The sequence below is a fragment of the Aquabacterium sp. genome (genome assembly GCF_035476535.1).
Lineage (GTDB): Bacteria > Pseudomonadota > Gammaproteobacteria > Burkholderiales > Burkholderiaceae_C > Pseudaquabacterium.
In genome coordinates, this window is the sequence record NZ_DATILJ010000267.1 from 1 (window position 1) to 14,768 (window position 14,768).

The 14,768-nt window shown below is 68.6% G+C and carries 8 protein-coding genes and 1 pseudogene; all 9 read right to left on the reverse strand.

The window, feature by feature from the left end:
• Positions 1-195: 195 nt before the first annotated feature.
• A complete protein-coding gene (locus tag VLK61_RS26595; protein ID WP_325425707.1) occupies positions 196-1,587 on the reverse strand; it encodes a glycoside hydrolase family 5 protein in 1,392 nt (463 codons plus the stop codon).
• Positions 1,588-1,592: 5 nt separating this feature from the next.
• Complete coding sequence (locus tag VLK61_RS26600) at positions 1,593-3,815, reverse strand: glycoside hydrolase family 2 protein (protein WP_325425708.1); 2,223 nt, start codon at positions 3,813-3,815, stop codon at positions 1,593-1,595.
• On the reverse strand, positions 3,793-4,575 hold the full coding sequence (locus VLK61_RS26605; RefSeq protein WP_325425709.1) for a PEP-CTERM sorting domain-containing protein: 783 nt from the start codon (positions 4,573-4,575) through the stop codon (positions 3,793-3,795). Before VLK61_RS26605 ends, VLK61_RS26600 begins: the two co-directional genes overlap by 23 nt.
• 55 nt (positions 4,576-4,630) lie before the next feature.
• Positions 4,631-6,292: a glycoside hydrolase family 5 protein gene (locus tag VLK61_RS26610; protein WP_325425710.1), complete on the reverse strand. Its 1,662-nt coding sequence runs from the start codon at positions 6,290-6,292 to the stop codon at positions 4,631-4,633.
• 40 nt (positions 6,293-6,332) lie between these two features.
• Positions 6,333-7,793 carry an MFS transporter gene (locus VLK61_RS26615; RefSeq protein ID WP_325425712.1) on the reverse strand — a complete coding sequence of 487 codons (1,461 nt, stop codon included), beginning with the start codon at positions 7,791-7,793 and terminating at the stop codon, positions 6,333-6,335.
• A gap of 16 nt (positions 7,794-7,809) precedes the next feature.
• Complete coding sequence (locus tag VLK61_RS26620; protein WP_325425714.1) at positions 7,810-9,177, reverse strand: GH1 family beta-glucosidase; 1,368 nt, start codon at positions 9,175-9,177, stop codon at positions 7,810-7,812.
• 23 nt (positions 9,178-9,200) lie between these two features.
• Complete coding sequence (locus tag VLK61_RS26625) at positions 9,201-10,565, reverse strand: GDSL-type esterase/lipase family protein (RefSeq protein WP_325425717.1); 1,365 nt, start codon at positions 10,563-10,565, stop codon at positions 9,201-9,203.
• Between the two features lie 11 nt (positions 10,566-10,576).
• Positions 10,577-12,970: a glycoside hydrolase family 95 protein gene (locus tag VLK61_RS26630; protein ID WP_325425720.1), complete on the reverse strand. Its 2,394-nt coding sequence runs from the start codon at positions 12,968-12,970 to the stop codon at positions 10,577-10,579.
• Positions 12,971-13,013: 43 nt separating this feature from the next.
• Positions 13,014-14,768, reverse strand: a pseudogene (locus VLK61_RS26635) (hypothetical protein); the annotation flags it as partial.

Consider the following 14,768-nt stretch of genomic DNA (forward strand, 5'->3'; position numbering starts at 1 on the left):
GCCGTGCAGGCCTTCTCGCAATCGCAGCGCCTGCCGCTGCCGCTGACCGGCGCGGTCGCCGAGCTGCACCGCGCCTTCGTCGCCGCCGGACTGGGGCCCGAGGACACGGTGGCGATGATGCGGCAGTTCGAGGGCTACCGCTCAAATTGAGCGGCATCGCTCAAGGTCGCGGCGGCCGTGGCCGCCGCGACGTGCCTACTTGGCCGCGTTGACGATCGTGCTGATGACGTCCGCGTAGACCTGCGCCCCGGTCGAGCGGTTGAACAGGCCCATCGCGTGGTTGCTGGTGTAGCCGTTGTCCCAGTAGACCGGCACCACGCCGCGCGAGTAGGCCGCCTTGGTGATGTACTGGTCCCAGTACTTGCGGTAGGTGCCGGCGCTGTCGTATTCGGTGCGCGAGATCGCGCCGTACTCGCCCATCAGGACGCCCATGCCCAGGCCGTCGATGAAGCGGCTCTTCATCTTCTGGAACTGCGCGTCGGCGTAGGACTCGTTGGCCCAGGTCTCGGTGTTGGCGGCGCTGGTGGCGATTGCGCCCCATTGCCAGATGCTGCCGGACTCGTTCAGCGTGAAGTTGTACGGGTCGTAGTAGTGCACCTCGACCATCAGCTTCTTCGTGGCCGAGTCACCGGGCACGCTGAAGAAGTTGTAGGTGTGGTCGATGTTGGTGTTGAAGCCCTGCACGACCAGGTGGCGCATGGCGTTGTAGCCGCCGGTCGCACGCACCGCGCTGACGAAGGCCTGGTTGAAGCCGTTCTGCACGCTGTAGTACTCCACCGTGGGCGTACCGTAGTCGCCGTCGACCATCACCTCGTTGGTGCCGGCGAACAGCAGGTAGTCGTCGTAGGTCTTGAAGTTGTTGGCGATCTGCGTCCAGAACTTGGTGATGCGTGCATTCGCCGTGCTCTGCTGGGCGTAGGTCGGCTGCATCCAGCCGCCGTCCCAGTGGATGTTGATGAGGGTGTAGAGGCCCGCGCTGCGCGCGTAGTTCACCACCTCGGTCACGCGCGCCATCCAGCTCGCGCTGATGGTGTCGTTGGCGTCTGCGTATTGCTTCCACGACACCGGAATGCGCACGCTCTTGAAGCCGGCGGCCTTGATGCCGTTCAAGAGGGCCTGGTTGGCCAGCGGGTTGCCCCAGGCCGTTTCGCCGCCGATGGCCTCCAGCGTATTGCCCAGGTTCCAGCCAGGCGACATGCTGGCCGACAACTGCAAGCTGGTGAGGTTGCGCATGCCCGCGCGTGCGGTGGCCGCGGCGTTGGAGCTGTAGCTGCTGCTGCCGACGTTGAACTTGACCCAGTACCAGTAGGGCGTGCCGGACACCGCGCTTGCATCGGTGTAGCTGCGCACCGCGTTGCCCAGCACCGCCAGGCGGGAACGGCCGCTCGGGTCGCTGTTGGTGTCGCGGTAGACCTGCACGCTGCTGATGCTGCCGCTGGCCGTCCAGCTCAGTTGCACGTTGCTGGCACCACCGGTGGCGGTCAGGCAGACGGTGACGCCGCCGCCGCTGCCGCAGCCTTGCGCCTGCGCGAGCGGCGCCGCGCACAGCGCGAGGACGAAGAGAACCATCGATAGCCAGGACTTCATGTTCTTCAAGCCTTTCGTGGTGAAGTGCCCGGTCCGGTTGTCTCCTCCGGGGGACGGGCGGTTGGGGAATCCGGTGCGGGCGAATGCGTCCACACGACCTCGTCGCTGGCACCGTGCTCGGTGACGACGCGCAGGCGGTTGGGCCCGCTGCGCAGCGGCACGGCGGGCCAGATCAGTACGTGATCGGTGGGCGCCTGCGTGGGCTGCGCCACGCCGTTGACGAACAGCGTTGCCCGGCGGCCATTGGTGTAGACCTTCACGTCGGTTTGAGGCTGCGTGCGCTGCGTGAAGCGCCGGCTGCTGATGTAGGCCATCGGCCGGCGCGACCAGTTGGCCTGGTACCAGAAGTAAGCGTCCTTGCGGACCTGGCGGTCGTAGGTGATCAGACCCTTGTCGTTGATGCCGGCCCGGTCGCCCTCGTTGCGCCCGGCCGAGGCCAGGTCGAAGCCGACCCAGACGAAATTGCCCCACAGGTAGGGCCGCTCACGGATCTGCCGCCAGTAGGCTTCGTGGAACAGCGCCTGGTACTGCTCGGGATGCCAGGCGCTGTTGGGCAGCGGGCGCCGGGGCGGATCTTCCTGCTGCAGCACGCTGGCGCCGGCGCCGTACTCGCTGAGCGAGATCGCACGCTCGGGCAGCCGCGCATGCAGCTGATCGGCCCAGCGGCCGAGCTCGGCGAAGTCCTTGTCGTACCAGCCGAAATAACGGTTGAAGCCGATGACATCGGTCTGCTGCGCCATCGGGTGGTCGTCGGCGGCGCAGCAGTGCGCGTAGCTGGTCAGGCGGCTCGGGTCCAGCGCCTTGGCGCGGTTGTGCAGCAGCGCCAGCAGGTCGCGGACGGGCGGGTCCGAGCGGTACACCTCATTGCCCAGGCCCCAGATGAAGACCGACGGGTGGTTGAAGTTCTGCTTGACCAGTTCACGCAGTTGCTGGTCGAGGTTGGCGCGGAATCCGTCGCTCTCGGCCATCGCGGCGTTCAGCGGGATTTCGGTCCACACCACATGGCCATGGCGGTCGGCATTGTCGTAGGCGCGTTGCGGGTGCTGGAAGTGCACCAGGCGCACACCGGTGACGCCCAGGTCTTGCAGGATCTGGAAGTCCTCGTCGACCTGCGCGTCGGTCACCGCCAGGCCCTGGCCGGGGCGGCCGCTGTGGAACAGGTTGACGCCGTGCACGGCATAGGGCCGGCCGTTGAGCAGCAGGCCGCGCTGCGGGTCGATCGCGAAGCGGCGGATGCCGACCGGGACCGTCGTGCTGTCGAGCACCGCCGTGCCGTCGCGCAGCTCGGCCGTCAGCGTGTAGAGATGGGGGTCGCGCACACCTTGCCACAGCCGCGGCCTCGACACGCTGAACTGCTGCTCCACGGTCATCGTGCTGCCGGTGTCGGCCTGCAGCGTGGGCTGCAGGCGCTGCACCAGGCGCCCCCGTGCATCGCGCAGGCTAACTCGCAGTTGAAGCGTCCTGGCGCTGGCACCGGCATTGCGCACGCGGGTCTGCACGGTCAAGCGGGCGCGCTGGCGCGAGACATCGGTGGCGCTGACGTACACGCCAGGCCCGCCGTCGTCCAGCAGGTCGATGTGCGCAGGCGCCACGCTGATCAGCTTCACGCCGCGGTACAGGCCGCCGAAGATGGTGAAGTCGCCGCCCAGCGGTGCCACATGCGCCTGCGTGGCGTTGTCCACGCGCACGGCGATGACGTTGCGCCCGGGTTGCAACCAGGGGGTCACGTCCAGGCGAAAGGCCGCATAGCCGCCCTCGTGGCGGCCGGCGAGCTGGCCGTTGACCCAGACCTCGGCCACCAGTGCCGCGCCGTCGAACTGCAGCACATGCCGGCGCGACATCGCGGAAGACGGCAGGTCCAGATGGCGGCGGTACCAGCCGGGGCCGCGGTAGTAGTCGCCGCCGGCCTCGCCATCGCTAGCGTTCCAGGTGTGCGGCAGTTGCACTGCGTCCCAGCCCGTGTCGTCGAAGTCGGGTTGGCTCGCGGCGGCCACGTCGGCACGCTGGAAGCACCAGCGCTCGTCGAGCGGCACGATCTGGCGCTGGCCCACCTTCTGAGGGTCGGGCCGGCTCGCGAAGGCCGGCAGCACGGCGGCGCCACCGACGCACGCTGTCGCAGCCGCCGAGGCCGCCAGGAGCAGCAGCGCCAGCAGCTTCTTGAGACAGCCGAGCGGGTTGAGCGGCCAGCCGCAGCGCCCTCCCCGTTCAGCGCTGGCGGCGCCGCGCATGCAGGCCGCCGCAGGCCAACACGCCGGCCGTCAAACCGGCCAACAGCAGCACCGCGCTGGACGGCTCGGGCACAGCAGAGACGGCGGAGGCCGAGACGCCGGCGTTCATCGTGCCCCACCCGTCGGCGCTGAAATCCCACTCGGCACGCAGCGTCGTGGCCGGCGCGTAGCCGGAGGCCGGAAAGCCGAAGACCAGCGCTTCGCTGTAGCCCGCCGGATGACACGTGCCGTCGGAATCGCACAGTTCGATGCTGGCATTGGCCTGGGCGTCGCTGCCCGTGGCCGACAGCGTGTCCACCGACGCGGTGACGACGATGCGGGTCTGCGCGCCGGCGAGGAACAAGCCGTTGAAGACCGTCGCGGAGGCCCAACCGAGTTGATCCCCCACCACCGAGACGCTGGCCGACGCGCCGGGACCGGTGCTCCACAGATCGCCCGCGCTCGTGGCCGCCAGCGCGAAGGAGCCGCCGCTCGATGCCTGCGCGGATTGCACCGTGCCCAGCCAGCCCTGCTGCGCGCTGCTCACATCGGGAAGCTCCACGTGCGCCAGCGCGCTGGTGGTCTTGGCCACCCAGTCGGCCTCGGTGAAGAACACCGCCCAGGGCCAGACGTCGTCGCCGGGCTGCAGGTCGATGACCTGCACCGTCACGTTCGAGATCGCCACCGACGCCGATGCGGCATGCGCCAGCGGCGCGAGCGCCATCAAGCCCGCAGCCAGGCCGACCTGGAGCCTGCGGCCCACTCTCTTTCGACTACTCATTCTTGTCTCCGTCATGGATGTCATCGGTGCCCGCCCGCCGCGCGCGGGCGTCGATCTATTGGCTTGCATTGACGATCGTGCTGATCAGCGCGGGCTGGGCCTGCGCACCGGTGGCGCGGTTGAACAGCCCCGTGCTCCCCGTGACGTCGGTCGTGCCGGCGTCCCAGTAGACCGGCACCAGACCGTGCTGATAGGCCGAGCGCGTGATGGTCTGGTTCCAGTAGCTGCGGTAGGTCTGCGCGGGGTCGACCTGCGCGCGCAGGATGGCGGCGTACTCGCCCATGATGACCGGCACGCCCTGGTCGATGAAGCGGGTCTTCATCTTCTGGAATTCGGCGTCGGCCCAGGGCTCGTTGGCCCAGGTCTCGGTGGCCGACGGGTCGGTGGCGATCGCGCCCCATTGCCAGATGCTGCTGGCCGTGTTCAGCGTGAAGTTGTACGGGTCGTAGTAGTGCACCTCCATGAACAGCCGGTTGGCGGCCGGATCGGTTGGCAGGGTCGCGAAGTTGACGGTGTGGCCGATGTTGGTGTTGAAGCCCTGCACGACCAGGTGGCGCGTGGCGTTGTTGCCGCCGGTGGCGCGCACGGTGCTCACGAAGGTCTGGTTGAAGCTGTTCTGCACGGTGGTGTACTCGGCCGTGGGCGTGCCGTAGTCGCCGTCGACCATCACCTCGTTGGTGCCGGCGAACAGCAGGGTGTCGCCGTGGTACTTGAAGTTGTTGGCGATCTGCGTCCACAGCGCAGCCAGGCGCTGGTTCACGCTGGCCTGCTGGGCGTAGGTGGGCTGCATCCAGCCGCCGTCCCAGTGGATGTTGACGATGGCGACCAGGCCGGCGTTGTGCGCGTAGTTCACGACCTCGGTCACGCGCGCCATCCAGGCCGGGCTGATGCTGTAGTTCGCACCGGCGTACTGGCTCCACGACACCGGGATGCGCACGGTCTTGAAGCCGGCGGCCTTGACCGCGTTCATCAGCGCCTGCGTCGCCATCGGGTTGCCCCAGGACGTCTCGCTCGGAATGGCTTCCAGCGTATTGCCCAGGTTCCAGCCCGGCGACATCATCTTCGACAGCTGCAGGCTCGTCAGGTCGCGCATCACGCCGGGCACGGTGATGGTGAACGCCTGGATCGTCGTGGCGCCGCAGCTGTTGGTGTGGGTGGTGGTGGCGGTGCAGGTGGCCGTGGGCGTGACGATCTGCTCGCGCGCCGAGCCCGAGCTGCCGCAGCCGCTCCAGGCCCAGGAGCCGCCCGAAGCCGGCTGCGGCCCCAGGATGACCGGTGTGCCGGCGCTGACGACGGCCGAGGCCGATGGCGTCCAGCTGCCGTTGACGCTGACATAAGGCGTTACCACGGTGGCCGGGCAGGCCGTGCCGCGCACGGCCGTTGCCGCGCCCGAGTTGTAGCCGCCGCCGCTGGTGGTGAATTTGATCCAGTACCAGTACGGCCTGCCGGACACGGCACTGGCGTCGGTGTAGCTGCGCGCCGATGCGCTGACGCTGGCCAGCCGCGCACGGCCGTTGGGGTCGCTGTCGGTGTCGCGGTAGACCTGCAGGCCGGTGATCGCCCCGCTCACGGTCCAGCCGAGCTGGATGTTATTGGCCGTGCCGGTGGCGCTGAGGCAGACGGTGGCGCCGCCGCCGCTGGCGCAGCCTTGCGCTGTGGCGGCAGGGCCCCAGGCCAGGCCGCACAGCAGCCATAAGAACGTGCTCCAGATCTTCATGGTGTGTTGTCTCCTCTTGTGTTGGGATGGGTCCGCCGCTTTACACCGTGCCGCGGCGCGCTTCAAGCTGGCTGCGGATCTGGTGCATGCGCTCTTCCGTCAGCCCGAAGCGCAGGATGATAATCACGGCGACCACCAGCCCCACGGCCGGGATGCCGGAGAGCAGCACGCGGATCAGGAAGATCGCCTGTTCGTCCTGCACCGGCAGCTTCGAGTCGAAGCCGGTGAACTGCAGGATCCAGCCCGACGCGCCGTTGCCCAGTGCCAGGCCGACCTTGCTGATCCACGACTGGCAGGCCGCGAAAGAGCCCTCGCGGCGCTGGCCAGTCTCCAACTCGTCGTGGTCGATCACGTCGGCCAGGGTCGAGCCGTAGATGGTCCAGAAGCCCGCGCCAGTGAAGGCCACGCAGCCGCTGGCCAGCACCTGCAGCCACGGCAGTTCGGGGTTGTAGAAGAACCAGTCGCCGATGAAGGCGCAGATGGCCAGCGACAGCACCGTCACCAGCGCGTTGCGCTTGCCCCAGCGGTGCGCCACCCAGCCCGCGAAGGGAATGCCGGACAGGCCCATCACCATGCCGGAGATGCCCATCGCCGAGTTCCACTGCGTGCCCAGCGCCACGTTGCCCTTGCAGACGTAGTACAGCGTCGTGTAATAGCCCAGCAGGCCGACCATGGCCGTGGCCAGGCCATAGGCCAGCATGGTGCCCAGCAACAGGCGGAACGGGCGGTTGCGCAGCGTGCGGTACAGCGTGTCCCGGAACGGCACCTTGTCGTGGCGCTTGACCACCAGGGCCGCGTAGTAGCGTTCGCGCACCAGCAGGAAGATGGCGAAGGACAGCGCCACCATCACCGCGCCCAGGATGCTGCAGTACACCTGCGCGCCCAGCAGGATGTCGGGCTTGCCGTTGGCATCGTTGAAGATCGCCAGCGTCGTGAACTGCGCGGCCACGAACATGGCCAGCTCGGGCAGCTTCTGGATCGCGTTCTTGATCGACATCACGCTGGTGCGCTCGTGGTAGTCGGGCGTCATCTCCGAGCCCAGGCTGGCCCAGGGCATGTTGAAGCAGCTCATCACCGGCACGTAGATGAAGGTGGAGACGAGCATGAAGATGAAGTACTGCCCGTCGGTCCAGCCGCGGCCCACCGCGAACATCAGCGGCAGACCGATGCCCGCCAGCACCCCGCCGACCAGGATGAAGGGCCGGCGCCGGCCCCAGCGCGTTCGGGTGTTATCCGACAACCAGCCGAAGACCGCGTCGGACGCGGCATCGACGAAGATCTTGATCATCAGCGCCGTCGAGATCAGCCCCGGCGCCACGCCGAGCGCGACGTTGTAGACATGGAAGGCCAGCGACTGGTACAGCCAGTGCCCCCACATGTCGAGGAAGGAGCCCAGGCCGTAGCCGACCTTCTGGGACATCGGGACGCGGTCGCGCGTGGCCGCGGTGGCGACGGCGGGAGGGGACAGCGGAACAGGGCTCGTCACGGCGGCGGTGGTCATGGCGGGGGGCTTTCGGTCAGAGAATGCTGCGCGTGCGCATCACATCCGCGTAGTAGCGCGCGGAGAGCTTGGGCGTGCGCTGCAAGGTGTCGAAGTCGCAGTGCACGATGCCGAAGCGGCGCCGGTAGCCGTCTTCCCATTCGTAGTTGTCGATGAACGACCAGAGGAAATAGCCGTCGAGCGGCACGCCATCGGCGATGGCGCGGTGCGCCTCACGCAAGTGGTTGCGCAGGTAGTCGCGGCGGTGCAGGTCGATCACCTCGCCCTTGACCACCGGTTCCTCGTCGTAGCCGCAGCCGTTCTCGGTGATGAAGATCGACGCGTGGCCGTACAGCTCGTGGCACAGGCGCGAGGCCCAGTAGATGGCCTGTGGCACCAGGTTCAGCCAGGCGCTGTCGGCGCGCGGGTAGTTGTGCGGCAGCGCCAGCGCCTCCCAGGGCTCGCCCTGTGCCGCGCCCTGGCCAGCACGCACATAGGTGGCGGTGTAGATGTTGAGGCCGAGAAAATCGGTGGGCAGGCTGATGAGCTCGAAGTCGCCTGCGGCCACCACCGGTGCATCCGCGCCGGTGCGCGCCAGGTAGGCCGCGTCGTAGCCCCGGCCGTGGATGGCGCCCAGGATGTGCGCGTTCTTCTCGGCGAACCAGGCCTTGGCCGCGGCAATGTCGGCGGGCGTCTCGGTCACCGGCACGCAGACATCGCAGTTGTCGGTGAGGCCCACGCGCGCGCCGGCGCCGCCATGCGCGCGCACGGCGCGCACACCATGGCCGTGGCACAGCAGCGCGTGGTGGTAGGTCTGGTTCACCACGGCGGCGCTTTCCTGGCGACCGGGCGCCTTGCTGCCGTAGCCATAGGCCAGCAGCGTGAAGCAGCGGATCTCGTTCAGCGTGATCCAGTGCTTCACGACGCCGCCGAAGGCCTGCACCACGGTGTCGGCATAACGCGCAAACGCATCGACCGTGATGCGCGAGGTCCAGCCGCCGCGCGCTTCCAGGGCCTGGGGCAGGTCCCAGTGGAACAGCGTGACCCAGGGCGTGATGCCGTGCTTGGCCATGCTGGCGAAGAGCCGGTGGTAGAAGTCCAGGCCCGCCTGGTTGAGCGGCCCGTCGCCCTGCGGGTAGATGCGCGGCCAGGCGATGGACAGGCGGTAGTGCTTGACGCCGAGCGAGGCCATCAGCGCAAAGTCTTCGTCGAAGCGGTGGTAGTGGTCGCAGGCGGTGTCCAGCGTGTCGCCGCCGGCCACCTTGCCCGGGATGCGGCAGAAGTGGTCCCAGATGGATTCGCCCTTGCCGTCGGTGAAGGCGGCACCTTCGATCTGCGCCGATGCGGCGGCCACGCCGAAGACGAAATCGTTGGGGAACGGGCTGGAATAGGTGATCGTTGTCATGGGGTGCGGAAGAGTCGGCGCTGTCAAGGGGCGAGCAGCTTCGCCAGCGTGGGCGCCATGCTGCGGGCCCAGATGTCGTAGCCCTTCTCGCTCAGGTGCAGCAGGTCGGGCATGACGTCCTTGGACAGCGTGCCGTCGGGGTTGGTGAAGGCGGCGTTGATGTTCAGGAAGAAGACCTGCTTGTCGTCGGCGAAGCTCTTGATGCGATCGTTGATGTGATCATTGATCTGGCGCAGCGCGCCATTGGGCTTTTCGTCGCGCGGAAAGATCGCCAGCAGCAGGATCTTCGTCGCCGGCAGGCGCTGGCGGATCTCGTCGATGTTGCGGCGGATGCCTGCGGCCGTGGTGGCCGGGTCCTCCTGCCGGTCGCCGGTGTTGTTGGTGCCGATCATCAGCACCGCCACCTTCGGCGACATGCCGTCGATCTCGCCATGCTGCAGCCGCCACAGCACGTTTTCGGTGTGGTCGCCGCCGAAGCCCAGTGCCAGTGCGTTGTGCTGCTTGTAGTGGCGGTCCCAGACCGGCTGGCCCTCGCGCTCCCAACCTTCGGTGATGGAGTCGCCGATGAACACCAGGTCGATGTTGCGGCCCGCTTCCCGCTGCTGGCGGACGTGTTGCAGCTTCTGCGCGTGGCGCGGCAGCCACCAGGACATCGCCCACGACTGCGCCAGGATGCCGGGCGTGACCGATTCGGTCTTGTAGTCGGGGCAGCTGGCATTGGCTTTGCCGTGACGGACATAACGCACATTGGCCACGGCCACCTCGCCGCTGCCGCTGCCCTCCAGCACGAAGGGCTGGGTGACGCGGCTGAAGTCGTCGCCGTCGCGCACGAAGCAGCGCATCGCAAAGGACAGGTGCTGCCAGCCCTTGCCGGCCATCGCGCGCGCTGGCAGCAGGTGGTTGACCTTGCGTTCGCAGCCGGGGCCGCAGATCAGCTTGAAACCGACACCGCCTTGGGCCATGTCGATCACGTCGAGGTCGAACTCCAGCGTGCCATCGGCCAGGAACGGGCGCAGGTCCATGGTCGGCCCGCCTTCCAGCCGCAGGCTGGCGTACCACGCGTCCTGCCAGTGCAGCGTCAGCGCATCGCGTGCGCCGTCCTTGCCGGAGACGCTGGCGCTGACGCGGCTGGCAGGCACCCGCGGCGTGGCCGGCTTGGGCACGATGGCCGCGAGGCCGCTCAGTTCCTGCTGGCTTTCGAAGTCGGCCACAGTGATGCGCCAGGTCGCAGCGGGCCGTCCGACGTAGACCGGCAGTTCGCGGGTCGCCTGCGGCTGTCTCGCCGCGCCGTCGACGGCCGGGCCGGCGCAAGCCCCCATCAGGGCGATCGAGGCCAGCAGGGTCAGCCGTTGCAGGCGGCGCACGCGGGCGAAGAGTCGGGAGATCATGTCAAGGATGCTCACAAGGGGCGCAGGTCCGCGACCAGTTGCCTGGTCTGGCCTGGCCTGAGTTGCAGGTTCACGCGCTGGTCGAGGTAGCGCACACGGCCACCGCCGGCACCGGCGACCGAGCGCACGGCGGCATGCGTCAGCCGCCCCTGGGCCCAGGCGATGTCGACCTCGAAGCCGCCGCGGGCACGCAGGCCTTTCACCGAGCCCTGCGGCCAGGCCGAAGGCAAAGCAGGCAGCAGGTGGATCTCACCGTCGTGCGATTGCAGCAGCATCTCGGCCACTGCCGCGGTGGCGCCGAAGTTGCCGTCGATCTGGAACGGCGGGTGGGTGTCGAACAGGTTCGGGTGGGTGCCGCCGAAGGCATTGACCTCGCTGCCGGCGCTGGTCTGTTTCGCGACATTCGCGCCCGGCGTGGCCAGCAGGCCGCGCAGCAGGCGCCAGGCGTGGTCACCATCGTGCAGCCGGGCCCAGAAGGCCATCTTCCAGGCCATGGACCAGCCGGTGCTGGCGTCGCCACGGGCCTCCAGCGTCTTGCGAGCGGCGGCGGCCAGCGCGGGCGTGCGCGTCGGCGAGATCTGCCGCCCAGGGAACAGCGCGAACAGGTGCGACACGTGGCGGTGGGTGTCGTGCGGCGTGTCCAGCAGCGCATCCTTCTTCTCGTCCAGCCACTCCAGCAACTGGCCCCAGCTGCCAACGCGCGGTGCGGCCAGCCGATCGCGCAGCGCGGCGATGTGGCGCGCGAATGCCTTGTCGATGCCCAGTGCGTTGGCGGCCGCTGCCGTGTTGTTGAACAGCTCCCAGATGATCTGCTGGTCGTAGCTCACGCCGTCTTCGACCGGCCCATGCTCGGGCGACCAGCCGGTGGGCGCGACCAGGCGGCCGTCGGGCAGGGTCTTCAAGCTGTCCTGCCAGAACGCGCAGACCTCCTTCATCAGCGGGTAGGCCACGCCGCGCAAGAAAGCCCGGTCCTGCGTGAAGGCGTAGTGCTCCCAGAAGTGCAGCGCATACCAGGCGTTGCCGGTCTTGTTCCACAGGTAGCCCATGCCGCCGAAGGGATTCGATTCGGTGCGTACCGCCCAGCCGCGCACCGGCTTGCCGGCAGCGCTGACAAAAGTGTCTTCGGGAATGGGCTCGGTGCCGCCCCAGGGAATGACGCCCGGCCGCACGGCGCCCGGGTTGGCGATCGCCTGTGCCGCGGTGTCGGCGACGACCTGGCGGTACACCGGCAGCATGCTGCGCACGAAGTTGAACAGCGGCTGCGCCAGCTCGGACAGGTTGGCCGTCTCCGCCGGCCAGTAGTTCATCTGGATGTTGATGTTGGTGTGGTAGTCCGCATTCCACGGCGGCGTCAGGCTGTTGTTCCACAGGCCCTGCAGGTTGGCCGGCAGCGAGCCGCGTGAACTGGACATCAGAAGATAGCGCCCGAACTGCACGTAGGTGGCTTCCAGTTCGGGGTCCTGGCCGTCGCGGGTGTAGGCCGCGAGGCGTGCATCGGTGGGCAGTGCGCGGCGTGCGGGCGCGGTGTCGCCGAGGTCGACGGCCACGCGCTCGAACAGCGACCGGAAGTCTTTCTCGTGCTCGGTGCGCAGATCGTTGAACGGCCGCGCTGCCGCCGCAGTGACCTGCGCCGTTACGTGCGACAACGGATGCTCGCCCTGGAAGCGGCGCGCCGCGTCGGCGACATAGCTGGTGCCGGCGCCGAGGATGAGCGTCAGCGCGTCGCAATCGGTGAACGCCAGTGCATTGCCCTCCACCCGCACGGTGCCGCCTTCGTGCAGCAGCTGCAACTGGCTGGCATAGCTCATGACATTGGCGGACGGCGCTTCATCCGTCGGCTTGCCGTCGATCGGCGCACGCACATACCCGGCCAGCGAGCCGGTGGCGTAGAGGCGATTGCCGGCTGCGGTGATGTGCGCGCCGTGCCGGTCGGTCAGCCGGATCACACCGCTGTAGCCGCCCTTCTGGTCGGCGGCCAGGCGCAGCACGATCACCTGGGCCGGATGGCTGGCAAAGGCCTCACGCCGGTAGTTCACGCCGCCCAGCGTGTAGGCCACGCTGTGCCGGCCCGGTGCGAGATGCAGTTCACGCTGGTAGCCGCTGGCCGGCTGTTCATGGCCGGCCAGCTCGATCACCACATCGCCGAAGGGCTGGTAGGCGCCACCGGCCTGGGCGTCGCCCGTCCACAGCGTGATGTCGTTGAACTGCAGGCGTTCGCGGGCCAGTTGGCCGAAGATCATCGCGCCGATGCGGCCGTTGCCGATGGGCAGCGCCTCACGCTCCCAGCCGGCGTCGGTGTCCGGTGCGGGTTGGAGGTAGCGCAGCGTCGGCTCGCCAGCCGCCGCCGCGCCGAAGGCGAACGACATGGCGGCGACGAGCAAGACAAGGCGCAGCAGGGCTGTCATGGGAACGGTCGAAAGAGCGGTCGACAAAGCGGTCGAAACCCGATCAGGCGCCGAGCCTTGGCCGGCCCACCAGCACACCGCGCCCATGCGCCGCCAGGTACACCGTGCCATGCTCCAGCGGATCGGCCGCCATGGACAACAGCCGCCCGAAGCGGTAGCGCTCGTCGTTGATGCGCTTGAAGCTGGCGCCGGCATCGTCGGAGCGGAACAGGCCTTCGCTTTCGATGCCGCCGACCATGACCTTGCCCCACACGTACACGCTGTGATAGGCCGCGCCGTTCACGCCTTTGCCCAACGCGATCATCCACGGCTCGGCCACACCACGGATGGTCTTGGCCGGCTGCTCCAGACCCGGAATGCGCAGCAGCCCGTCGGGCAGCGCGAGCCACAGGTCGCGCACGGTTCCCGGCGCGCAGACCAGTTGCGCCGACTGCCAGGCCTCGAGTTTGGGCAGGCCCTCGATGCTGGGCTTGAAGCTCCGGCCACCATCGACACTGACGAGGATCTGCCCGTTCGCGACATCGTGCAGGTAGAACACGCCGTCCAGCGTGCGGTCGGCCACCGGCACGAGACGCGCATCGCGCGAAGCGGGCCAGCCAGCCACCTCGGCCCAGGTCTTGCCGCGGTCGCGCGAGCAGAGCGCGGCCTGTTTCTGCGGCGCCCAGACGAAGCAGCTGCCCTTGGCGGACACAGCAATGCGCCCGGACTCCAGGTGCTCGCCGCTGGCCGATTGGCGCACCCGGGACGATGGCCCGAACGGGCGCCAGCTGGCGCCGCCGTCGGCCGACACGTAGCCGCCGGTGGCGGCCGCATCCGACGTGCGCGCGACGATCGCCGGGTTCAATTCGGCCACGTCCACCGAGCGGTTGGTCTCGTTGCTCGGCGCGAACAGGCCGGCCTGGGGCGTCTTGCCGGCGTCGTCCCAGGCGCCGCCCGACACATCGCCCATCGCAGCCAGCAGCGTTGCGCCGCCGGAGGGGCTCTTGATCTCCAGCGTCGCGGTCTCCTCGAGGTTGGCCACGCTGAAGTCCCAGTTCACCACGCCGCCCATCACGCCATCCTTGTGCGCCGCGCCCAGGTTGGGCGTGATCCACAGCCCGTAGCCGGTGCCGTAGATCGCGCGCTCGCGGTTGAAGGGGTCGAGCTTCACGTCCGAGATCCAGTGCCCCATCTTGTCTTCGCCGCGCAGGTAGTTCGCGAGCCAGGGGTAGGCGCTGGCGTCGTGTTTCGACCGCGGGCCCAAGGCGGTCCAGTGGGCGCCGTCGTCGGTGCTCAGGAAGACCTCGTCGCCTTCCGTCCAGCGTTCGATGGTCGAGACGATGAGGCGGCCGGGCACACGCGCATCGACATCCAGCCCGGAATAGCCGAAGCCCAGCTTGCCGCTGCCGGGCTTCAGCGGCGAGATGTCGGTCCAGCGGCCGCCGCGCGCGCGCTTCCACAGGCCGCCGGTCTTGGCATTGCCGGGGTTGGTGGCCATGCCGTCATCGCCGCCGGCAAAACTGACGTACAGCGATCCGTCGGCCCCGAAGGCGGCGCGCTGCGGCACCTGTTCGGGCGCGCCCGGCTCGCGGGCGAAGCTGAGGCCGCCATCGTGCGACACGTAGAGGCCCGGCTTGTCGTGGCTGCCGACATAGATCGAGCGCGACGCCGCGCCGTTCTTGCCGCTGGCCGCATCGAACAGCACCAGTGACACATGCCGCGCGGGGAAACTCAGGCGCGCGAAGCTCTTGCCCTGGTCGTTGCTGCGCATCAGCCCGTCCTGCGATGTGCCCAGCAGCAGGATGCTGCCCTGGTTCGG

What these genes read in the sequence shown, in the direction of transcription:
- VLK61_RS26595 (WP_325425707.1), bottom strand. Translation starts at nt 1,587, where the DNA reads ATGAAGTCCTGGCTATCGATGGTTCTCTTCGTCCTCGCGCTGTGCGCG.
- VLK61_RS26600 (WP_325425708.1), bottom strand. Translation starts at nt 3,815, where the DNA reads ATGCGCGGCGCCGCCAGCGCTGAACGGGGAGGGCGCTGCGGCTGGCCG.
- VLK61_RS26605 (WP_325425709.1), bottom strand. Translation starts at nt 4,575, where the DNA reads ATGAGTAGTCGAAAGAGAGTGGGCCGCAGGCTCCAGGTCGGCCTGGCT.
- VLK61_RS26620 (WP_325425714.1), bottom strand. Translation starts at nt 9,177, where the DNA reads ATGACAACGATCACCTATTCCAGCCCGTTCCCCAACGATTTCGTCTTC.
- VLK61_RS26630 (WP_325425720.1), bottom strand. Translation starts at nt 12,970, where the DNA reads ATGACAGCCCTGCTGCGCCTTGTCTTGCTCGTCGCCGCCATGTCGTTC.
- VLK61_RS26625 (WP_325425717.1), bottom strand. Translation starts at nt 10,565, where the DNA reads ATGATCTCCCGACTCTTCGCCCGCGTGCGCCGCCTGCAACGGCTGACC.
- VLK61_RS26615 (WP_325425712.1), bottom strand. Translation starts at nt 7,793, where the DNA reads ATGACCACCGCCGCCGTGACGAGCCCTGTTCCGCTGTCCCCTCCCGCC.
- VLK61_RS26610 (WP_325425710.1), bottom strand. Translation starts at nt 6,292, where the DNA reads ATGAAGATCTGGAGCACGTTCTTATGGCTGCTGTGCGGCCTGGCCTGG.